Origin of the sequence: Pectobacterium carotovorum (genome assembly GCA_016415585.1) — a bacterium.
In the GTDB taxonomy this organism is placed as follows: Bacteria; Pseudomonadota; Gammaproteobacteria; order Enterobacterales; family Enterobacteriaceae; genus Pectobacterium; species Pectobacterium carotovorum_K.
The window spans coordinates 4017199-4037818 of the sequence record CP066552.1 but is presented as its reverse complement, the minus strand read 5'-3'; the positions used below and the strand labels follow the sequence as shown (position 1 = coordinate 4037818).

19 protein-coding genes and 4 tRNA genes are annotated in these 20620 nt (G+C 53.1%); 10 read left to right on the top strand and 13 right to left on the bottom strand.

The features are described 5' to 3' along the window. Positions 1 to 95: 95 nt before the first annotated feature. The 5 genes from JFY74_18025 to JFY74_18005 all read right to left on the bottom strand — a co-directional run bounded on the left by JFY74_18025 (position 96) and on the right by JFY74_18005 (position 3373). Entirely contained in the window at positions 96 to 1058 is a 963-nt protein-coding gene (locus tag JFY74_18025) for a FecR domain-containing protein (GenBank protein ID QQG27941.1), read from the bottom strand. Continuing rightward, on the bottom strand, positions 1055 to 1597 hold the full coding sequence (locus tag JFY74_18020; protein ID QQG27940.1) for a sigma-70 family RNA polymerase sigma factor: 543 nt from the start codon (positions 1595 to 1597) through the stop codon (positions 1055 to 1057). The genes JFY74_18025 and JFY74_18020 overlap by 4 nt, the downstream gene beginning before the upstream one ends. A gap of 239 nt (positions 1598 to 1836) precedes the next feature. Beyond that, positions 1837 to 2316, bottom strand: coding sequence for a discoidin domain-containing protein (locus JFY74_18015; GenBank protein ID QQG27939.1), 480 nt, complete (start codon positions 2314 to 2316; stop codon positions 1837 to 1839). Positions 2317 to 2547: 231 nt separating this feature from the next. Further along, on the bottom strand, positions 2548 to 2991 hold the full coding sequence (gene rimI, locus JFY74_18010; GenBank protein ID QQG27938.1) for a ribosomal protein S18-alanine N-acetyltransferase: 444 nt from the start codon (positions 2989 to 2991) through the stop codon (positions 2548 to 2550). After that, positions 2942 to 3373: a DNA polymerase III subunit psi gene (locus JFY74_18005; GenBank protein ID QQG27937.1), complete on the bottom strand. Its 432-nt coding sequence runs from the start codon at positions 3371 to 3373 to the stop codon at positions 2942 to 2944. Before JFY74_18005 ends, rimI begins: the two co-directional genes overlap by 50 nt. Before the next feature lie 159 nt (positions 3374 to 3532). Here JFY74_18005 and rsmC point away from each other — a divergent pair, with 159 nt between their 5' ends. After that, a complete protein-coding gene (gene rsmC, locus JFY74_18000) occupies positions 3533 to 4582 on the top strand; it encodes a 16S rRNA (guanine(1207)-N(2))-methyltransferase RsmC (GenBank protein ID QQG27936.1) in 1050 nt (349 codons plus the stop codon). A 21-nt stretch (positions 4583 to 4603) separates the two neighbouring features. Here rsmC and JFY74_17995 read toward each other — a convergent pair whose 3' ends face one another. Further along, positions 4604 to 5596, bottom strand: a complete 993-nt coding sequence (locus JFY74_17995; GenBank protein ID QQG27935.1) for an aldo/keto reductase — start codon at positions 5594 to 5596, stop codon at positions 4604 to 4606. 113 nt (positions 5597 to 5709) lie between these two features. Between JFY74_17995 and JFY74_17990 the strand changes: the two genes are divergently transcribed. From JFY74_17990 to JFY74_17975, 4 genes are all read left to right on the top strand, one after another. Beyond that, positions 5710 to 6615: a LysR family transcriptional regulator gene (locus tag JFY74_17990; GenBank protein QQG27934.1), complete on the top strand. Its 906-nt coding sequence runs from the start codon at positions 5710 to 5712 to the stop codon at positions 6613 to 6615. Between the two features lie 103 nt (positions 6616 to 6718). Beyond that, positions 6719 to 6805: transfer RNA gene (locus JFY74_17985), tRNA-Leu, on the top strand. 80 nt (positions 6806 to 6885) lie between these two features. Next, a tRNA-Leu gene (locus tag JFY74_17980) sits at positions 6886 to 6972 on the top strand. A gap of 43 nt (positions 6973 to 7015) precedes the next feature. Next, a tRNA-Leu gene (locus JFY74_17975) sits at positions 7016 to 7102 on the top strand. Between the two features lie 140 nt (positions 7103 to 7242). On the opposite strand, the gene JFY74_17970 is transcribed toward JFY74_17975, so the two are convergent. Continuing rightward, complete coding sequence (locus tag JFY74_17970) at positions 7243 to 7533, bottom strand: DUF1435 domain-containing protein (GenBank protein ID QQG27933.1); 291 nt, start codon at positions 7531 to 7533, stop codon at positions 7243 to 7245. Positions 7534 to 7638: 105 nt separating this feature from the next. After that, positions 7639 to 8541 (bottom strand): LysR family transcriptional regulator, encoded by a 903-nt coding sequence (locus JFY74_17965; GenBank protein QQG27932.1) that lies wholly within the window; start codon positions 8539 to 8541, stop codon positions 7639 to 7641. 129 nt (positions 8542 to 8670) lie between these two features. Here JFY74_17965 and budA point away from each other — a divergent pair, with 129 nt between their 5' ends. Both budA and alsS read left to right on the top strand, forming a co-directional pair. Continuing rightward, positions 8671 to 9453, top strand: coding sequence for an acetolactate decarboxylase (budA, locus tag JFY74_17960; protein ID QQG27931.1), 783 nt, complete (start codon positions 8671 to 8673; stop codon positions 9451 to 9453). 21 nt (positions 9454 to 9474) lie between these two features. Further along, positions 9475 to 11154, top strand: coding sequence for an acetolactate synthase AlsS (gene alsS, locus JFY74_17955; GenBank protein ID QQG27930.1), 1680 nt, complete (start codon positions 9475 to 9477; stop codon positions 11152 to 11154). Between the two features lie 333 nt (positions 11155 to 11487). Here alsS and JFY74_17950 read toward each other — a convergent pair whose 3' ends face one another. Beyond that, entirely contained in the window at positions 11488 to 11868 is a 381-nt protein-coding gene (locus JFY74_17950; GenBank protein QQG27929.1) for a hypothetical protein, read from the bottom strand. 756 nt (positions 11869 to 12624) lie between these two features. Between JFY74_17950 and gcvT the strand changes: the two genes are divergently transcribed. From gcvT to gcvP, 3 genes are all read left to right on the top strand, one after another. After that, positions 12625 to 13740: a glycine cleavage system aminomethyltransferase GcvT gene (gcvT, locus tag JFY74_17945; protein QQG27928.1), complete on the top strand. Its 1116-nt coding sequence runs from the start codon at positions 12625 to 12627 to the stop codon at positions 13738 to 13740. 247 nt (positions 13741 to 13987) lie between these two features. Beyond that, entirely contained in the window at positions 13988 to 14380 is a 393-nt protein-coding gene (gene gcvH / locus JFY74_17940) for a glycine cleavage system protein GcvH (GenBank protein ID QQG27927.1), read from the top strand. A 118-nt stretch (positions 14381 to 14498) separates the two neighbouring features. After that, the gene (gene gcvP / locus JFY74_17935; protein QQG27926.1) at positions 14499 to 17390 is read left to right on the top strand and encodes an aminomethyl-transferring glycine dehydrogenase; all 2892 of its coding nucleotides are present in this window, start codon (positions 14499 to 14501) and stop codon (positions 17388 to 17390) included. A gap of 241 nt (positions 17391 to 17631) precedes the next feature. Here the strand turns inward: gcvP and JFY74_17930 are convergent. From JFY74_17930 to folP, 4 genes are all read right to left on the bottom strand, one after another. After that, positions 17632 to 17718, bottom strand: a tRNA-Leu gene (locus tag JFY74_17930). Between the two features lie 24 nt (positions 17719 to 17742). Next, entirely contained in the window at positions 17743 to 18075 is a 333-nt protein-coding gene (gene secG / locus JFY74_17925; GenBank protein QQG27925.1) for a preprotein translocase subunit SecG, read from the bottom strand. A 249-nt stretch (positions 18076 to 18324) separates the two neighbouring features. After that, positions 18325 to 19662, bottom strand: a complete 1338-nt coding sequence (glmM, locus tag JFY74_17920; GenBank protein ID QQG27924.1) for a phosphoglucosamine mutase — start codon at positions 19660 to 19662, stop codon at positions 18325 to 18327. Positions 19663 to 19669: 7 nt separating this feature from the next. Beyond that, the gene (gene folP / locus JFY74_17915) at positions 19670 to 20503 is read right to left on the bottom strand and encodes a dihydropteroate synthase (GenBank protein QQG27923.1); all 834 of its coding nucleotides are present in this window, start codon (positions 20501 to 20503) and stop codon (positions 19670 to 19672) included. Positions 20504 to 20620 lie beyond the last annotated feature (117 nt).

Below are 20620 nucleotides of genomic sequence, written 5' to 3'. Positions count from 1 at the left end.
AAAAATTGGTGGTTTTACTGTGAATCGAACGACCGCGGAGAAAGGGGAACTCAAAAGAGCAAATTTTTTGTCTGCATCTAAAAAAGAAGGTGATATCAGCGCGGCTCGACGGTTACCCACCACGGAAAACGCCGCTGGATGCGGACCGGGAAGGCCTGCGCCAGCATGTTCAGTGCCATGTCGGTATCGGTTAAGGGGAAAGTACCCATCACACGTAAATCCGCGATGGCAGGCTGGCACGCCAGATAGCCGCGGCGATAGCGGGACAGCTGTGCCACGACCTCTCCCAACGGCATGTTGTCCGCCTGGAGCACGCCGTGTGACCAGTCGGCATCATTCTGCTGGTTGGGCACGATGTTACCCTGACCATCGGCGTTAAAGCGCAGGTGATAGCCCGCATTAACCCGACGTGTGGCGGAGGCGGATGTGGCGCTGATCTCAACCGCGTGTTGGTAAACGGTGAGCGTGGTAGCGTCTGGTTCCTGCGCGACGCTGAAGCGCGTGCCCAGCGCCTGCATACGCCCTTGCGCGGTGGTGACGAAGAAGGGGCGAGCGTCGGCGGCGGTCTCAATCAGAATATCCCCCGCCAGCAGGGCAATTTCCCGCCGCTGGTCGCTGTAGCGGATATCAATCGCGCTGGCGGTGTTCAGCCACAGTCGGGTGTTGTCCGGTAAGGTGAGCGGTTTGATTTCTCCAACCGCGCTGTGATGATCGGCCGTCATCGCCAGCAGCGAGTCTTTTAGCGGCGTATGGCGGTAAGTCAGCCAGGAAAGCAGTGAACCGGTGCTGAGTAGCGCGGCGAGCTTGAGCGCACGGCGGCGTGTCATCGGCGCAGGTTGGTGCAGTAGCGTATTCAGCGCGGGCTGCTGGCCGTCGCCACGCAGCGGTTGGAAGCGCTGGCTGACCGTTTGCACGTACTCCCAGGCCTGACGGTGTTCCTCGCTTTCGTCCATCCAACGCTGCCAGTGGTGGTAGTGTTCATCGTCAGGTTCCCGATCGCACAGTTGGGCGTACCATTGCGATGCCTGCTGCAAGGCGATGAAGCTGGGCTTATTCATGAATCAACGGCCTGACCGTCCGCGTCTATCTCCGCTTCCAACAGCACACAATGCAGCATGGCCTGTGCCATGTATTTTTTCACCATGCGCTCGGAAACGCCCAGCGTTTCGGCAATGTCTCGATAGGGTAACCCCTGTACCTGCGCCATGATAAAGGCCGCGCGTACCTTCTCTGGCAGCGCTCGCAGCATGGCATCGACCTGATACAGGGTTTCGAGAATGATGTTGCTGTCTTCCGCCGACAGCGCAACCGGTTCTGGCTGTTCGGCCAGCGAGGTGAGCCAGGCGCGTTCAATTTCCCGTTTGCGCCAGAGGTCGACACACATGCCTTGCGCCATTACGCTCATATAAGCCCGCGCCCCCGCGTGGCTGTCAAACTGGCGTGGTTTCAGTAAGAGCCGTAAAAATACATCCTGCGCCAGATCGGCCGCATCACACAGATTCCCCAGCCGTTTGCGCAATAGCCCCTGTAACCAGCCATGATGCTGACAATAGAGCTGATGCAGATCTGATGAGGTATCAATATTGGCTGATGACATGTCTGGTGCCTGAAACGGAGCGATAGGAGGTCAAATTTCAGGCGCATATTAATTGAGAATGATTTTTATTTCAACGCTAAGGAAAATGTGGATAACGGTGTCGGAGGGGAAGGTGAGGGAAGCGGTAAGCATGCAGGGGGCGCAAGGTTGGAATGCACCACACTCGATAGCCGTATCGGGCGTGGTGCGTTCAACGACAGCGGAATCGACTGACCTAAGCGCCAGACGATTCCAGCACGTTACTTGATGGCCTGAGCCGGAACCTGTGCGGCACTGTTAAAGCTGATCTCGTTGATGGCACTCCATTTGTTCACATCGGTGCCGAACGTATCCAGCTTGAAGAATTTCGCTTTCACGGCAGGGAAGGTGAATTTTTCACCGTCTTTGGCATTGTTGGAGGTGACCAGATTGTCAGCCAGTTTTTGCCAGGTTTTCCCGTCGGTGGAGTAGGAAACGGAGAATTTCAGTTTGCGCTCGTCCGCTTTGAAAGGAACCAGAACAAAGTTTTCAACCGACTGTTCTTTATCCAGTTCTACCTGAACCCAGCTCTCACCATTTGCCGCCCAGCGCGTTTTTACGTCGCCATCGGCAATGTTGGCAGGTTTGTGGCCCTTGTCTGAATCATAAGCGGAAGCTGTCACCGCCGTTACTTGTACCGCGTGAGCGGAAAGAGAGAATAAACCGCACAGGAGCGTCGTAGCCAGAGTGTATTTTTTCATATTATTCCTCGTAGATAACGGATAAACCATGCATGCCTGCAAACCAGAAACATGAAATGGAATCTCATTGTGATAAAAAAGAAACAAGGTTTTATTTATAGCGATCACGTTGCGGGGATTTTTCTATCAGAAAAAAAGGCAGAGCGGGATGGGGCGCACATTATGGCACCCAATGGCACCCAATGGCACCCAATGGCACCCGCCGAGTAGCGAGCGCCGTAGGTAAAGAGGTTAGCCGAGCGGCAGCGCCATGAGAATGGCGTCTTCCCGACCCTGGGCCGTGGGGTAATAATCCCGGCGCACGGAGACTTCGTTAAATCCCAGACTCTCATAAAGCGCGATGGCTCGCGCGTTTGACTCGCGGACTTCCAGCCACAGCGTCAGAATGCCGCGGCGTTCCATTTCGTCGATCAGGTGTTCCAATAGCTGGCGACCCAGCCCTTGACGCTGGTGGTCGGGGTGTACCGCGATATTGAACAACGTCGCTTCATCCAGCACGACCTGAGTGATGGCGTAAGCGGCAAGCTGCCCGTCATGCTCCAGTTTGATGTTGAAATAACGCTCACCTTGATTGCTGACAAACGTCTTTTCCGACCAGGGAAAGGCGTGGCTGACTTGTTCAATTTTAAAGGCTTGTGCCAGATCGGCTGGCGTCAGAGAAGATATCGTGTTCATGTTCACAGATCTGTTGCCACAGCGCCCGTTTGGCGTCGGCATTTTGATAAAGTTCGGAAAGCAGAGGGCTGGAAAGCTGAACACCCTGTAGCGCAATGGGTTCCGCGATGCCCAACCGCCAGCTATGGCAGTGCGCGTCGGCGGGCAACATCTCGATCTGCTGCGGCGTCAGGCGATAGGCTTGCGCGGGAGTGAGCGCCAGACTGTGCAGAACGTCGGTCAGCAGTGGTTCATCATCGGCCAGCGGCTCGGCGGAGACAATCACCAGACGCACCTGTTCGGGCAGACTGACGGCGATTTCGCCTTGCAGCACCGTCGGGCGACGCAGCGTCCACTGCGTAATCCCCAGTTGCTGTAGCAGCCTGTCACGTCTTGATTCCATGCGTTATCCTGTCTGGCGTGCGAGAAAATGATTCGTGCCTATGCTAACAAACCCCGTCAGACTGCGCCAACGTCGGTGCGGTTATTTCCTCTCCGCTCTGCAACTTCGGGGACGAAGCGTATATAATCCCCCGTTCAATGATTAAGGAGCCGTAGCCTGATGTCCGCATTAACCCCCGCCAGTGAAGTCATACTGCGCCATAGTGACGAATTTCTTTCACGCCGAGTTCTGTTTGCCGGTGATTTGCAGGATACCCTGCCCGCACAATTTGAGGCGGCGTCAGTGCGTGTCCATTGCAACCAATATCACCACTGGCAACAGATGGCAAAGCCACTTGGGGATAACGCTCAATATGGTCTGGTCGCGGATGCGGCGCTGGTGGCGGATAGCGACACGCTGATTTATTACTGGCCGAAGAGCAAACAGGAAGCGGAATTCCAACTGCGTAACCTGCTGTCTCTGATGCCGGTCGGTACGGAAATCTTCGTTGTTGGGGAAAACCGCAGCGGCGTGCGTAGTGCTGAAATTGTGCTGTCTGACTTCGTTGAGCTGGTAAAAATCGACAGCGCACGTCGCTGCGGGCTTTACCACGGTCGGATTGATAAGCAGGCCAGCTTCACGCTGGATGAGTGGTGGGACGAGTATGTGACGGACGGCGTGACCGTCAAAACGCTTCCGGGTGTCTTCAGTCGTGATGATCTGGATCCGGGTAGCCGACTGCTGCTGTCTACGTTTGAGCCGCACATGAAAGGCAAAGTGCTGGATATCGCCTGCGGTGCGGGCGTATTGGCATCGGTACTGGCGAAACAGTCGCCGAAAATTCGCCTGACGCTGAGTGATGTCAGTGCAGCCGCTGTCGAATCCAGCAAGGCAACGCTGGCGGCGAATGCGTTAGAAGGCAGCGTGATTGCGAGTAATGTTTACTCAGACATCGACGGCCGCTTCGATATGATCGTGTCTAATCCGCCGTTCCATGACGGCTTACAGACCAGCCTGCAAGCCGCGGAAATGCTGATTCGTGGTGCGGTGACCCATCTACCGATTGGCGGACAGTTACGCATCGTCGCTAACGCCTTCCTGCCTTATCCGGCGCTGTTAGATGCCGCCTTTGGTAGCCATGAAGTGCTGGCGCAGACCGGACGCTTCAAGGTGTATCAGGCCACCGTCGGTCGTCCGCCGCGCACAGGAAGCAAAGGTCGTCGTCGGTAATCCTTATTACTGATACTTCTTCTATTGATTCAGTGCCGCCATGCTCTCCTTGCCGTAGCGTTCACCTGCTGCGGCATCGGGTGGGAAAATAGCATCAATGGCGGCCAGTTCCTCTTTCGTCAGCGTGACATCCAGCGCCGCGACGTTCTCTTCCAGATAGCGGCGGCGCTTGGTGCCTGGAATCGGCACAATATGTTCACCCTGTGCCAATACCCATGCCAGCGCCAGCTGTGATGGCGTCACCTGTTTTTCCTGCGCCAGTTGGTTAATTTTCTCTACCAGTTGCAGGTTTTTGCCGAAATTTTCCCCCGAGAAGCGTGGATTGGTACGACGGAAATCGTCGGCAGCCAGATCGTCCGGGCTGCGAATCGCACCGGTCAGGAAACCGCGCCCCAGCGGGCTGTAAGGCACAAAGCCGATACCCAGACGCTCACAGGTGGGCAGAATCTCGGCTTCCATATCGCGTGTCCACAGTGAGTATTCGCTCTGTAACACCGTAATGGGGTGCACGCGGTGCGCACGTTCCAGCGTGGCGGCGGAGGCTTCACTCAGGCCGATGTAACGAATCTTGCCTTCCTGAACCAGCTCTGCCAACGTGCCGACTGTCTCTTCAATGGGAACTGTCGGGTCGATGCGGTGCTGATAGTAAAGATCGATAACGTCCGTCCCGAGGCGCGTCAGGCTCCCTTCCACCGAACGGCGGATGTAGTCCGGTTTACCGCAGATGCCGCGTGCGTTGGGGTTTGCCGGGTCGCGTACAATGCCGAATTTGGTCGCCAGAAAGACCTGCTCACGCTTGCCTTTTATGGCTTTGCCGAGCAGCAGCTCATTGGTATGAGGGCCATACATATCGGCGGTATCCAGCAGCGTGACGCCCAGCTCCAGTGCGCGATGCAACGTGGCAATGGATTCTTTTTCATCCTGCGCGGTGGAGTAGAAATCACTCATTCCCATGCAGCCTAGCCCAATAGCCGAAACCTGCGGGCCGTCCGCACCTAATTTGCGTTGTTGCATTGTCATCTTCCTCATGTCGTTGGCAGTGAAAGCAGTCTGGTTGTTTATCCAGCAAAGATAAATACCGCTTTTTATGCAACACTATTCAAAAATAACCAACAATGGTGGCGGCGATGGATCACATTCAGGCGATGCGGGTTTTTGTGCGTATTGTCGAACTGGGCAGCTTTAGCCGCGCGGCGGAGCGACTGACGCTGCCACGCGCGACGGTGAGCAACATCATCAAACAGCTTGAAGCACGGCTGGGAGTTCGTTTGCTGCAACGTACGACTCGTCAGGTGCAGATCACCGACGAAGGGCGCGTTTACTATGAACGCTGTCTGCAATTGCTCGCGGAAATAGAAGAGATCGACACGCTGTTCACGCAGCAAAAGCAGCAGCCTATTGGCAAAGTGCGGGTGGATATGCCGCACTCGCTGGCGAGGGAAATCGTTGTTCCGGCGCTGGGCGAGTTCTACGCGCGCTATCCGCAGGTGACGCTGATGCTGAGTGCCAACGATGCGGCGATTAATGTGCTGCGTGAAGGTGTCGACTGTGTGCTGCGCGCTTGGCAGACCGACGATGAAACGCTGGCGACCCGCCATTTGCCGTCAATGCCGCAGGTAACCTGTGCATCGGCCGACTATCTGGCGCGCTATGGCGTGCCGCGTTCGCTTGATGAGCTGTCGGGGCATCAGATGGTCGGCTATTTCTCTCTGCGTACCGAATACCGTTATCCGCTGGAATTCATGTCGGGCGATGAGTGCATTACGCGTATGCTGCCCGGTGCGTTGCAGGTTAACGGCACCGATGCCTACATCGCCAGCGCGCGTGCCGGGTTGGGGATTATTCAGGCTCCGCGTCGTGGCCTGCGCCCGTTTCTGGAAAGTGGGGAACTGGTTGAGATCCTGCCGGAAATGCCGCCGCCCGCGATGCCGCTTTATGTGATGTATGCGCCCGGTCGTTTTCTCGCGCCACGGATTCGTGTGTTCATTGAATGGCTCGATGAGCTATTTACACGCAACGCCGCAGCGAGATGATGATTTTTGCAGCAAACCCCGCATTCCAGAGGAAATAATCATTGACGTGAACGTGAAAACCTCTAGAATTCGGCCCCGTAGTGATATTGCGTAAAGCAGTGTTGCGAAGGTGGCGGAATTGGTAGACGCGCTAGCTTCAGGTGTTAGTGTTCTTACGGACGTGAGGGTTCAAGTCCCTCTCTTCGCACCAACATCGCTACAACGGTTCTGGTTTGTCGAACCGAAGCAGTAAATCAGTGTTACATGACATAGTTATTGCATGACAGAGTTGCGAAGGTGGCGGAATTGGTAGACGCGCTAGCTTCAGGTGTTAGTGTTCTTACGGACGTGAGGGTTCAAGTCCCTCTCTTCGCACCATGTCGTGATAGATTTATTGTATAAGACAAACAACATTCTCAGTGCGAAGGTGGCGGAATTGGTAGACGCGCTAGCTTCAGGTGTTAGTGTCCTTACGGACGTGAGGGTTCAAGTCCCTCTCTTCGCACCATAGATTCCCTCTGTATCTTCCTGATTTTCTTCCCTGTTTATTCTCTTTTATCCCGTTTCTGGCTATGCCGCTTTTTCGCGATTATTTACCATTCTGAGTTGTGTACTCTTTCTCGTTTACTCATCTACATCCACGTACCTTTACAGGGTCGTTAGATTAAACGTGACGGACAGCGCCGCCAAGCCGCCAGCTAGCGCAATGCAGGATGGCAACAGTAAATAGTGGCGCAAACGTTGATGAAACAGCATGACAAGCGTCGCCAGCAGGGCGATGGCGATAATCACTTTTAGGTGCGTCAGGTTCAGGTTGAGCAGCGCCAGTAGCGGCATGATGACACAAGGCAGCAACACGCCCCAGGCGCTGGACAGATGCTTCCCCATACACCAGCTCACACCCCATAGCCCGCAGGCTGTGATCATTGCTGTTAGCATTTTTCCACCCGTCAAAAATGATAATGATAACTAATATCATATAAGAATTTATATCAATTACTAGTTTTTGACGAGCGGATTGTTGGAATTTTCTGCCTAATTTTGTTAATCGGGATGCTGACTGCTCAAATGTTGGCGTATCAGGTGAATCATATTCACGATAACCGGCGATCGTTCATGTTTGCGCCAGATAGCCGCAATTTGTGTATGGATTTCGGGCATGCCGATATCATGATAGGTCACATTATCCGCCTTAATACAGGCGAGAGATTCCGGCACAAGCGTGATGCCGAAGCCTGCGGCGACCATCCCGATGGTGGCCGTTAACTGCGGAGCAAATGGGCTAGGTCTGGGGCCATAGCCTGACAGATAGCAAGTGCGGATTATCATGTCATGCAGCCCTGGACACACCTCGCGTGGGAAAATAATCAGCGGTTCCTGACGCAGCTCGCTAAGCGAAACCTGCGTTTTATGGCTCAGCGCATGCCCAGCGGGTAACACTAATTTCATCGGCTCTTCAGCCAAAATCTCCCCGTTAACCTCATCGCTGAGATCGCAGGGTAAGCGCAGAAAGGCGATGTCGATATTGCGTTCTTGCAGTGCAGTTATGAGCGCCGCCGGATTTTCCTCCTTTGGCAGCGGCTGAACGTGTGGATGCCGCTGACAATAACGATGCAGTAGCGCAAGCACGGTCGGGTGGAACATGGCCGACGGCGAAAACCCTACGTTCAAGCTACCTTTCTCACCTCGCGCAATGCTCCTTGTCCGCGCGATGGCCGAATCGGTAAGCTGCAAAATCTGACGTGCATCTTCATACAGCGCTTGTCCCGCCTCCGTCATTTCTACACCGCGCGTCAGTCGCTTGAACAGCGGCGTACCGATCTCCTGCTCGAATTTCTTGATCTGCTGGCTGAGAGGCGGTTGTGACATCCCCAGATTTTCCGCCGCGCGCGTGAAATGCTTAGCTTGTGCAACGGCGACAAAATAGCGCAGATAACGTAGCTCCATTTACGTGACTCCATATGTTTCCGATCTTGAAATGACCTTAATTGCATATTGGAATTTTGTTCTCTCACGCGTCAATCTTTATCTAAATATTAGCGTTATTTAAGTAATTGGTGCGGTGAGAAGGACAGTATGAAAACGAATGTCAGTGAACAATCCTGTGAAGAATCCTTTGCTAGCTACGCCTATGATTTTCGGCGACAGCATGCAGGCAGTGTTATTTATCAAACCTCATTAATGAGTGGGCTAATAAATGGCGTATATGAAGGCAGCCGAACGATGGCTGAATTACTGGAGCATGGTGACTTTGGATTAGGAACATTTAATAGTTTGGACGGGGAACTGGTTGCCTTGAATAGCCAGATTTTCCAGCTGTTATCCGACGGCAGCGCACGGGCGGCGAAGCCGGAGCAGAAAACGCCGTTTGCGGTCATGACGTTCTTTCGCCCGACGGAAACGATCCGTTTTGATCGCTGGACTTCGCGTGAAGACGTACATCGCCAGATCGATGAGATCGTGGGAACGGACAATCTGTTCTGTGCTTTGCGGATTGATGGGCGTTTTCGCTGCATTGAAACACGTACCGTCCCCCGACAGTGCCGACCTTATAAACCGATGCAGGAAGCGGTTGAAGGGCAACCAACATTTCATTTTGAACACCGTAGCGGCAGCGTTATTGGTTTTCGTAGTCCAGCTTACACTCAGGGAATTAATGTCGCGGGTTACCACGAACATTTCATTACTGACGATCGCCAGGGCGGCGGTCATATTCTGAATTATGACGTCGAGCAGGGCACGCTGACGTTTGGTGTGATTGCCAAACTGATCATCGATCTGCCTCAGGATCGGGAGTTTCTCAATGCCGACCTGTCCTCAGAAAACCTCAACAGCGTAATCCAGTCAGTAGAGAGCTAGTCATTTCATCGGAGTCATGTCATGGAAAAGTCCACCGAACAGCAAAGCTGGAGCAGCGGAGCCGAGCTGATTGTAAAACACCTGGAAGCGCAGGGCGTGAAGCATATTTTTGGTATTCCCGGCGCAAAAATTGATCGTGTGTTTGATGAGCTGGAAGACTCGACGATCCAAACGATCCCAGTACGGCATGAGGCGAACGGCGCGTTTATGGCGGCGGCGATAGGGCGCCTCACGGGGAAAGCAGGAGTGGCGCTGGTGACATCCGGCCCCGGTTGTTCCAACCTCGTCACCGGATTGGCAACGGCAACCGCAGAGGGAGATGCGATAGTGGCGCTAGGCGGGGCGGTTAAGCGGGCAGATAAGCTTAAGCTGACGCACCAGAGTCTGGACACCGTCAGCCTGTTTCAGCCGGTCAGTAAATTCAGTGCGGAAATTACGGCTTCTTCCGCCATATCGGAAGTGTTGGCGAATGCTTTCCGGGCGGCAGAGAGTGGGCGTCCGGGTGCGGCGTTTGTCAGCCTGCCGCAGGATATCGTCAATGAACCAGTCATTAGCCCGGTGCTGGCGTGTCCGAACTTGCCGTTGCTAAACGGCGCGCCGCATAGCGACATTGCCGAAGCGGCCAAACGGCTGCGGCAGGCTAAAAATCCGGTGCTGCTGCTTGGATTAATGGCCAGCCAGCAGGAGAATGCGCAGGCACTGCGTCGTTTCCTTCACCATAGCAAACTGCCCGTGACCAGCACGTATCAGGCTGCTGGCGTGATCGATCAGCAGCAGTTCGATCACTTTGCCGGACGTGTCGGATTATTCAACAATCAGGCTGGCGATAAGCTGCTGCAACAGGCGGATGTGATCGTTACCGTGGGCTACAGCCCGATTGAGTACGATCCGGTGTTATGGAACAGCGGCAAGGCGACGCTGATCCACATTGATGTGCTGCGAGCGGAGATCGACAGCGCTTATCGTCCTGATATCGAGCTACTTGGGAATATCGCAATGACGGTGGACACGCTGAATGCGTGCATCAGCGAACCGTTTATCTTGTCTACTGATACACAGTCCGTGTTGCGGGATCGTCAGCGCCAGCGCCACGATCTCAGTACGCGCGCCATCAACATGGCAGGATTTGCGATCCACCCTTTGCGTCTGGTGCGGGCGATGCAGGATATCGTGAATGAGGATGTCACGCTGTGTGTGGATATGGGGAGTTTCCATATCTGGCTGGCGCGTTACCTGTATAGCTTCCGGGCGCGACAGATCCTGATGACCAATGGCCAGCAGACGATGGGCGTGGCGCTACCGTGGGCAATTGCCGCATCGCTGGTGCAGCCCGGAAAAAAAGTGGTGTCTGTTTCCGGCGACGGCGGGTTTATGCAGTCCAGTATGGAGCTGGAAACGGCGGTGCGCCTGAAAAGCAATCTTCTGCATATCATCTGGGTGGATAACGGCTACAACATGGTAGAAATTCAGCAGCGGCACAAATACCATCGTCCGGCGGGCGTGTCGTTTGGGCCGATTGACTTCAAAGCGTATGCGGAAGCATTCGGCGCGAAAGGATTTGCCGTTGAATCTGCGGATGAACTGGTCAGCAAACTCCGTCAGGCGATGGACGTCGACGGCCCGGCAGTCATTGCGATTCCAGTTGATTATTCCGATAACCATTGGTTGATGGAGAATCTGAATATTAGCGTGCTGATCTAATATGTCAGGATCGCGCCTGTACTTTGGTATCTATTAATATTGTAATAAGACAAGGTAAGCTGGCGGTTTGAAACCATTATTTTATCTTTTTTCCAAAAATAGAGGGTACAACATGGTGCGAGCTTACCAACATCCTTAAAAAGGAAAAGACGATAAATTTTTCGAACGGTAGGGAATGAATTTGGTTTTTTATTAATGCAGACTTACACTGTCTGCCCAGAAGAATCTGGACAGACAGTACAAGTGTAACGTCCAGGAAAGTATTCATGTTAGGACTAATATTTTTCTGTATTTTATGAAAACGAGCTCATTCAATCGTTATTAAATAGCGTACTATCTTTCTCCGTAAGTGTACTCAATCTTGTTAATTATTGATTTGAATCCATATCGTGGAAAAATTTTCTGTTGCGATGCTAAATAACTATCAGCTAACGCTTCAGCCGCAGTTCGGTAAAACTTTTCTTGGTTTTTATTATACCAGGGGTCATCATGCGGGTTGGGGGTGAATTTGTAGGTTTGATCACGTGTAACCGCCATGATACGAATTCCACGGTTAGTACCATATTTTTGCTCTGCGTAAGTAAACTCCACGCCACCTTTGTTGAATTTTCCTTTGACATCCGCCGCGAACGCATTGTCGGCAGTAAACGTCAAAAATAGAAATGCCGATGCAGCGATAGAACGTTGCAATAATGTATTAATGTTTTTTTGCATAGCTTTTATCCTATATGATTTTTAACAGGGTGAATCACATTTAAAATCTAGATGAGCATCTGGATTTATGCAATTAGCAGTCAGATACTATTAACTGCATTTTCTCTTTTTATTAGTTTAATAATAAATAGCAGTTTTAATTTTATAATCAAATCTATTATCATGATCGTCATTTTAATTAATATTAATTTGTCATGTAATTATTAATGTAATGCTGCGTGACGATCCTTCTTTACACCTTAATCCTCGTCATACTTCAAGTTGCATGTGCGTTGGTGGATCAACTTCGTTTCGGACGAATTTGATCTTTTGGCGCGGTCTGGCACTGAGGTAAAGACGCCCGAGAAGCGGTTCACAAAATCGTGATGGCGGCAGCATAAGAGAGGGAGTAAGGCTGGAAGTCGCTGTTGGTTTTTGATTGAAAAAATCTAATTTAAGCTTGTTTTTATCATTATATTATCTAATCCGAATGGTATTTTTAGTTGGGTGTCATTGTCTATGTTATCCAGTTTTAATGTCATTAATTTGTGGTTTACGCTGATTTAAATAATTTACGTGCTTAATTTCGTCAATTAATAAGCATATTACGCTGCTTTGTTTTTTGTGGGCGGCTCGACTTTCTTTGTCTTCTATATAATTTATCTTATGTCTGAGAGAGTGGTTTAGCCTGCGCTTCGGTGGTAAGTTCAGTCATAAGATATCGTTTGCGTAGTGTGTTTTATCGCCTGAACGCCATGCGCTGAAGAGGGATGAGGAATGGCAAAGCAGACCCCGTTGTACCAACAACATCTGGCCGATGGTGCCAAAATGGTGGATTTTCATGGTTGGATGATGCCACTGCACTACGGCTCCCAACTGGACGAACACCATATTGTGCGTCGGGAGGCTGGCATTTTTGATGTCTCCCACATGACTATCGTCGATTTACACGGCGCGAGAACGCGTGAATTCCTGCGTTATCTGCTGGCGAATGATGTCGCCAAACTCACACAGCCGGGCAAAGCCCTGTATACCGGCATGCTGAATGCCTCCGGCGGCGTCATCGACGATCTGATCGTTTATTTTCTCACGGAAGACAATTTCCGACTGGTCGTGAACTCCGCGACCCGTGAAAAAGATCTCGCCTGGATCGGGCAGCACGCTGCACCGTTTGGGGTTGAAATCCGCGAGCGCGACGATCTGGCGCTGGTTGCGGTGCAAGGTCCGCAGGCGCAGGAAAAAGTTCAAGAAATCTTGAAGGCAAAAGGCCTGAGTGATGCCGACGTGGCAGCGATTGCCAGCATGAAGCCGTTTTTTGGCAAGCAGGCGGGCGACTTCTTCGTCGCCACGACGGGTTATACGGGTGAAGCGGGTTATGAAATCGCGCTGCCGAATGAGCAGGTGGTCGATTTCTGGCAACAACTGCTGGCGGTTGGTGTGAAGCCATGCGGGCTGGGCGCACGCGATACGCTGCGGCTGGAAGCGGGGATGAACCTGTACGGTCAGGATATGGATGAAGGCATTTCGCCACTGGCGGCCAATATGGGCTGGACAATCGCCTGGCAGCCGGAGGATCGCGAGTTTATCGGGCGTGAAGCATTAACACATCAGCGTGAAAAAGGGACCGATCAACTGGTTGGTTTAGTGCTGACGGAAAAAGGCGTATTGCGCAATGATTTACCTGTGCGCTTTACTGATAGTGATGGCGTGGTGCGCGAAGGGATGATCACGAGTGGATCGTTCTCGCCGACGCTTGGCGTGAGCATCGCGCTGGCGCGTGTTCCGGTGGGGATTGGTGAACAAGCGATAGTACAGATTCGTAACCGCGAACTGCCTGTCCACGTGACCAAACCCGGCTTTGTCCGCGCTGGAAAAGCCATCGCTCAGTATTGAATAACTTCTTATGTAATACCCTAAATAATTCGGGTTGCAGGAAGGCGGCGACGCAGTGAATCCCCAGGAGCTTACACGAGTAAGTGACTGGGGTGAGCGAGGACAAATTGGCTTAGCCAATTTGAACGCCGCTTGCGGCGGCCCGTCAGGGCGAGGCTCAGCGATGAGCCGAGTATTGCCAACGCACATGCAGCTTGAATTATGACGGGTCGCGCGCAGGATTAACGACTTTAGGAAAGGGGATGCAATGAGCAACGTACCAACAGAATTAAAATACACTACGTCGCACGAATGGGTGCTGCATGAGGGCGACGGTATCTACAGCGTGGGCATTACCGAACACGCGCAGGAACTTCTGGGTGACATGGTCTTTATCGATTTACCGGAAGTGGGCACGGTTGTCGACGCAGGTGATGACTGCGCGGTGGCGGAGTCGGTAAAAGCGGCGTCGGATATTTATGCGCCCATCAGCGGTGAGATCGTAGAAGTTAACGACGATCTGGAAGGTTCCCCTGAGCTGGTCAACAGCGCACCTTATACCGACGGCTGGCTGTTCCGCATCAGAATTTCTGATGAGTCTGATTTGGACGAATTGCTTGATGCTGAAGGCTATCAGGGATTGTTAGAAGAAGACGAGTAGTTATCGCGCCCCCGATTTTGTCAAATCAGGGGCGTTTTATTTTGTTCGCCCGCGTCATATTTCGGCGCGGCAGCCAGCACGATTAATGCAGGCACGATTGATCAAGGAAAGTACTGTAATGGCTCAGACACTCAGTCAACTCGAACATGACGGCGCATTTATTGAGCGCCATATCGGTCCTTCCGTCAGCCAACAGCAGCACATGCTGTCGGTGGTGGGGGCTACGTCGCTGGATGCGCTGATCCGCCAGATTGTCCCAGTGGACATTCAATTGCCCAGCCCGCCAGCGGTGGGAGAGGCGGTGACGGAACATGAAGCGTTAGCTGAGCTGAAGGCCATTGCAGGACGCAATCAACGTTACAAAAGCTACATCGGCATGGGCTACAGCGCGGTGCTGATGCCGCCAGTAATTTTACGTAACGTGCTGGAAAACCCTGGCTGGTACACCGCCTATACGCCGTATCAGCCGGAAGTTTCTCAGGGGCGTCTTGAGGCGCTGCTGAATTTCCAGCAGGTCACACAGGATTTAACCGGTCTGGATTTGGCCTCTGCATCGTTGCTGGATGAAGCAACCGCCGCGGCGGAAGCAATGGCGATGGCGAAACGCATTAGCAAACTCAAACAGGCCGAACGCTTCTTCGTCGCTGACGATGTGCACCCACAAACGCTGGACGTGGTGCGTACCCGTGCGGAAACTTTCGGTTTTGAAATTGTTGTCGGTAAGGCGGAAGAAGCGCTGAAAGACGATGCGGTGTTTGGCGTGTTGCTGCAACAGGCAGGGACGACGGGTGAACTGCACGATTACAGTGACCTGATGGCGGCACTGAAAGCACGTAAGGTCGTCACCTGCGTCGCGTCGGATATCATGGCGCTGGTACTGCTGACCGCGCCGGGCAAGCAGGGCGCGGATATCGTCTTCGGATCTGCACAGCGCTTTGGCGTGCCGATGGGCTACGGTGGGCCACACGCGGCATTCTTCGCCTGTCGTGATGAACATAAACGTGCCATGCCGGGCCGTATTATCGGCGTGTCGCGCGATGCAGCGGGCAATACCGCGCTGCGTATGGCGATGCAGACGCGCGAGCAGCACATTCGCCGCGAGAAGGCGAACTCCAATATTTGTACCTCGCAGGTGTTGCTGGCCAATATTGCGGGGATGTATGCGGTGTTCCACGGGCCGGAGGGGCTCAAACGTATCGCAGGGCGCATCCATCGTCTGACTGATATTCTGGCGGCAGGATTAACGCAGGGCGGGTTGTTGCTGCGTCATCGCTGCTGGTTCGACACGTTGACCATTGAAGTCGCCGACAAAGACGCGGTACTGAGCCGGGCATTAAGTTTTGGCATCAACCTGCGCAGCGATTTGGCGAGTGCGGTAGGCATTACGCTGGATGAAGCAACCACGCGTGAAGACGTGCTGGCGCTGTTCTCGGTTCTGCTAGGTGACGATCATGGGTTAGATATCGGCGCGCTTGATGCGGCCATTAGTCAGAAATCTGCAACGATCCCGGCCGGACTGGTGCGCCACGACGCGATCCTGTCGCATCCGGTTTTCAACCGCTATCACAGCGAAACCGAGATGATGCGCTACCTGCACCGTCTGGCACGTAAGGATCTGGCGCTGAATCAGGCGATGATCCCGCTCGGTTCCTGCACCATGAAGCTCAACGCGGCGGCGGAAATGCTGCCGATTACCTGGCCGGAATTTGCCGAACTGCATCCATTCTGCCCGCCGGAACAGGCGCTGGGCTATCGCCAGATGATCGAACAGCTCTCAGGCTGGCTGGTGCAACTGACGGGCTATGACGCGATTTGCATGCAGCCCAATTCGGGTGCGCAGGGTGAATACGCGGGGCTGCTGGCGATTCGTCGCTATCATGAAAGCCGCAATGAGGCTGGCCGTCATCTCTGTCTGATTCCTAGCTCCGCCCACGGTACTAACCCAGCATCAGCGCAGATGGCGGGGATGGACGTGGTGGTGGTCGCCTGTGACAAACAGGGCAATATCGATCTGCACGATCTGCGTGAGAAAGCGCAGGCGGCGGGCGAACAGCTTTCCTGCATTATGGTGACCTATCCATCTACCCACGGCGTCTATGAAGAGACGATCCGCGAAGTGTGCCAGATCGTGCATCAATACGGCGGTCAGGTGTATCTGGATGGCGCGAACATGAACGCGCAGGTTGGCATCACCACGCCGGGCTACATCGGTGCAGACGTGTCACACCTGAACCTGCATAAAACCTTCTGTATTCCGCACGGTGGCGGCGGGCCGGGCATGGGGCCGATTGGCGTGAAAGCGCATCTGGCACCGTTTGTGCCGGGTCATCAGGTGGTAAAAATCGAGGGTGTACTGACGGAGCAGGGTGCAGTCTCTGCGGCACCGTTCGGCAGTGCTTCTATTCTGCCGATTAGCTGGATGTACATTCGTATGATGGGGGCTGAAGGGCTGAAACAGGCTAGCCAGATGGCGATCCTGAACGCCAACTACATCGCGACGCGCTTGCAGCAGGCCTATCCGGTGCTTTACACCGGCCGTGACGGTCGCGTGGCGCACGAGTGCATTCTGGATATTCGTCCGCTTAAAGAGAGTACCGGAATTAGCGAGATGGATATCGCCAAGCGCCTGATCGACTACGGTTTCCATGCGCCGACCATGTCGTTCCCGGTCGCGGGTACGCTGATGGTGGAGCCAACGGAATCGGAGAGTCAGGTCGAGATCGATCGCTTTATTGATGCGATGCTGGCGATCCGTACCGAAATCAACCGCGTCGCGCAGGGCGAATGGCCGCTGGATGACAACCCGCTAGTGAACGCACCGCACACGCAGGCAGAGCTGGTGGCCGACTGGGCGCATCCATACAGCCGCGAGCTGGCGGTATTCCCGGCAGGCAGCGAACATAAATACTGGCCGAGCGTGAAGCGTCTGGACGACGTTTACGGCGACCGTAACCTGTTCTGCTCGTGTGTGCCGATGAGCGACTATACGCTTTCACCTGCGTCGGTGTAGAGGGAACAGCATGCTTTATGATGATATAGTAGACAAAAGGCGATGAAAATCGTCCAAATGTTTACGACGAGGATTGAGTATATGAGCATCCATAATGCCAAAAGATATACTCACAAACCTGTTGATATGAGCTGAGTCAGGTCAGGTTGACGCGAAGAAAGAAGAAATAGAAGGGAAAGCCAGTAAATCAGTAGGATTTAGATAAAAAAATAGACGTCAATCGACGTCTATTTTTTTATGTTGGTACCGAGGACGGGACTTGAACCCGTAAGCCCAATCGGGCACTACCACCTCAAGGTAGCGTGTCTACCAATTCCACCACCACGGCATCACAATTACTGCTTTAAAACGCTTACTTCGGAATGTCACTCGCCGGCGTGGAAGGCGCAGCAGGCGTTGTCGTCTGCTCGGCTTTTTCTGGCTGGCTCAGATTATCCCATGCACCACCTTTTTTCTGCAGCGAACTTAAGTTGCCCAGAATGAGACTGATGATGAAGAACAGGGTCGCCAGTATCGCCGTCATGCGGGTCATGAAATTACCAGAGCCGCTCGAACCGAACAAAGTGGCAGAAGCACCTGCTCCGAACGACGCTCCCATATCAGCACCTTTACCCTGCTGAAGCATGATCAAGGCAACAAGCCCGATCGATACTAACAGGAAAATCACTAATAGAGCTTCGTACATAGTCGTACCCGTTAACCGTTTTCCCCATGAACCATGGAGATGCTATATTCTGGCGGTAAACCGCGCGTCATTCCGCTAAGCAGGATGTAGAACATCCCTTATCAAGCGGGTCTGAATACTAACCAAAGGATGTGGCGTACGCAAGGGTAATTTAGTCACCACAGGTTGATTGCAGAAAAAAACAGCGGCTTTCGACACAAGATACCTATCGAAAGCCATATCTACCTGATTGGCGAATCAAAAAAGCTCTCAGCCGACGGTTTTCACTGCATCAGCAATACGATTCGCCAACGCGATGACCGTCTCTTCGTGCTCACCTTCAACCATGACACGGATGAGTGGCTCAGTACCGGATTTACGCAGTAATACTCGCCCGCGTCCGGCCAATTCTTTTTCCACATCTTGCGTAATCTGCTGCACGTTTTTATCTTCCAACGGATCGTGTTCACCCGTAAACCGCACGTTAACCAGAATCTGTGGAAACAGCTTCATACCGCTGCATAAATCATGCAGGCTCATATGGTTTTTCACTATCGCGGTAAGGACTTGCAAACCGGCAATCACACCGTCGCCCGTCGTGGTTTTATCCAGCAGGATCACATGACCGGAGTTTTCTGCCCCGATACGCCACCCTTTTGCCTGCATCATTTCTAATACATAGCGGTCACCCACTTTGGCACGAGCAAACGGGATACCCAGCTGCTTTAACGCAACCTCAAGCCCCATGTTACTCATCAGCGTGCCAACCGCGCCACCGCGCAGTTGCCCTTGGCGTAAACCTTCACGGGCGATGATATACAGAATCTGATCGCCATCGACCTTATTGCCTAAATGGTCGACCATGATGAGCCGATCACCATCACCGTCAAACGCCAGCCCAACGTCCGCTTTTTCAGCCAGTACACGCGCCTGTAGCTGTCTGACGTCCGTGGCCCCGCACTCTTCATTGATGTTCATCCCATCCGGCTCACAGCCAATCGCGATGACTTTAGCGCCAAGCTCGCGCAATACGCTGGGAGCGATATGATAGGTAGCGCCATTGGCGCAATCGACGACAATCTTTAAGCCATTAAGGCTCAGCTCGCTCGGGAATGTCCCCTTACAAAATTCGATGTAGCGTCCGGCAGCATCAACAATACGACTGGCTTTACCTAATTCAGCCGATTCAACACATGTCAGCGGTTTTTCCAGTTCAGCTTCGATTGCCTCTTCTACGTCATCCGGCAGCTTGGTGCCGTCAATTGAGAAAAATTTAATGCCGTTGTCGTAATACGGGTTGTGAGAAGCAGAAATCACGATACCTGCTTCAGCACGGAATGTGCGGGTAAGATAAGCAACCGCAGGCGTAGGCATTGGGCCGGTAAAAGAAGCGGACAAACCCGCAGCAGCCAGTCCAGCCTCCAGCGCAGATTCCAGCATATAGCCAGAAATACGGGTATCTTTGCCGATGATAATCTTACGAGAACCGTGTCGCGCTAGCACTTTCCCAGCAGCCCAACCCAGTTTAAGCACAAAATCAGGGGTAATCGGCGTATCGCCAACTTTTCCGCGTACGCCATCGGTACCAAAATATTTGCGGTTATTCATCTCGTTTTTATTCCTTCGCAGAAAGGGTGGCCTCAACAATGCGCATGGCATCAGCCGTTTCTTTAACATCATGAACGCGAATAATCTGTGCTCCTTGCATCGCTGCGATCACCGCGCAGGCAATGCTCCCGTGAACACGCTGCGCAGGAGGAACGTTGAGGAGTTGACCAATCATGGATTTCCTCGACATCCCTACCAGAAGGGGCAGTTCAAAACGATGTAACTCGCTCAGATGAGCCAGAAGCGCATAATTATGGGCAAGATTCTTACCGAATCCGAACCCCGGATCCAGTAATAGCTTACTTTTCGGAATATTGGCGTTCACACAGCGTTCAATCTGCTGTTGCAAGAAATTGCCGATGTCCTGCATCAGATCATCATAATGGGGCTTGTGCTGCATGGTTCTCGGCATACCCTGCATATGCATCAGACACACTGGCAAGCCTGTTGCCGCCGCCGCCTCCAGAGCTCCCGGCTCTTGCAAAGCGCGAATATCATTAATCAGGTGCGCACCCGCCTGCGCCGACGCCATCATCACTTCCGGCTTTGAGGTATCGACTGAGATCCATACGTCAAAGCGTTTAGCAATGGCTTCCACCACAGGCACCACACGGTTCAGCTCTTCTTCCGTGCTCACGTCAGCTGCGCCGGGGCGCGTTGATTCACCACCAATATCGATCAGGGTCGCACCAGCGGTAATCATCTCCTGAACGTGCAGTAATGCAGTATCGAGTTTGTTGTGTTTGCCGCCATCGGAAAAAGAGTCCGGTGTGACGTTAAGAATGCCCATGATGTGTGGGCAGGAAAGATCCAGCGTTGAGTCTCTGGCAACCAGTTGCATGATTTACCTCCGCATTCTGGTGTATGTAGTTAGCGTGAAATGTGATTCGAAGAACATTCCCAGTAAAAAACCCCAGCCTGAGCTGGGGTTTCGTAAGTTACAGATGTCAATCGCAGG

Coding starts and splice junctions, on each gene's coding strand:
- JFY74_18025 (QQG27941.1), bottom strand. CDS start 1,058: ATGAATAAGCCCAGCTTCATCGCCTTGCAGCAGGCATCGCAATGGTAC.
- JFY74_18020 (QQG27940.1), bottom strand. CDS start 1,597: ATGTCATCAGCCAATATTGATACCTCATCAGATCTGCATCAGCTCTAT.
- JFY74_18015 (QQG27939.1), bottom strand. CDS start 2,316: ATGAAAAAATACACTCTGGCTACGACGCTCCTGTGCGGTTTATTCTCT.
- rimI (QQG27938.1), bottom strand. CDS start 2,991: ATGAACACGATATCTTCTCTGACGCCAGCCGATCTGGCACAAGCCTTT.
- JFY74_18005 (QQG27937.1), bottom strand. CDS start 3,373: ATGGAATCAAGACGTGACAGGCTGCTACAGCAACTGGGGATTACGCAG.
- rsmC (QQG27936.1), top strand. CDS start 3,533: ATGTCCGCATTAACCCCCGCCAGTGAAGTCATACTGCGCCATAGTGAC.
- JFY74_17995 (QQG27935.1), bottom strand. CDS start 5,596: ATGCAACAACGCAAATTAGGTGCGGACGGCCCGCAGGTTTCGGCTATT.
- JFY74_17990 (QQG27934.1), top strand. CDS start 5,710: ATGGATCACATTCAGGCGATGCGGGTTTTTGTGCGTATTGTCGAACTG.
- JFY74_17970 (QQG27933.1), bottom strand. CDS start 7,533: ATGCTAACAGCAATGATCACAGCCTGCGGGCTATGGGGTGTGAGCTGG.
- JFY74_17965 (QQG27932.1), bottom strand. CDS start 8,541: ATGGAGCTACGTTATCTGCGCTATTTTGTCGCCGTTGCACAAGCTAAG.
- budA (QQG27931.1), top strand. CDS start 8,671: ATGAAAACGAATGTCAGTGAACAATCCTGTGAAGAATCCTTTGCTAGC.
- alsS (QQG27930.1), top strand. CDS start 9,475: ATGGAAAAGTCCACCGAACAGCAAAGCTGGAGCAGCGGAGCCGAGCTG.
- JFY74_17950 (QQG27929.1), bottom strand. CDS start 11,868: ATGCAAAAAAACATTAATACATTATTGCAACGTTCTATCGCTGCATCG.
- gcvT (QQG27928.1), top strand. CDS start 12,625: ATGGCAAAGCAGACCCCGTTGTACCAACAACATCTGGCCGATGGTGCC.
- gcvH (QQG27927.1), top strand. CDS start 13,988: ATGAGCAACGTACCAACAGAATTAAAATACACTACGTCGCACGAATGG.
- gcvP (QQG27926.1), top strand. CDS start 14,499: ATGGCTCAGACACTCAGTCAACTCGAACATGACGGCGCATTTATTGAG.
- secG (QQG27925.1), bottom strand. CDS start 18,075: ATGTACGAAGCTCTATTAGTGATTTTCCTGTTAGTATCGATCGGGCTT.
- glmM (QQG27924.1), bottom strand. CDS start 19,662: ATGAATAACCGCAAATATTTTGGTACCGATGGCGTACGCGGAAAAGTT.
- folP (QQG27923.1), bottom strand. CDS start 20,503: ATGCAACTGGTTGCCAGAGACTCAACGCTGGATCTTTCCTGCCCACAC.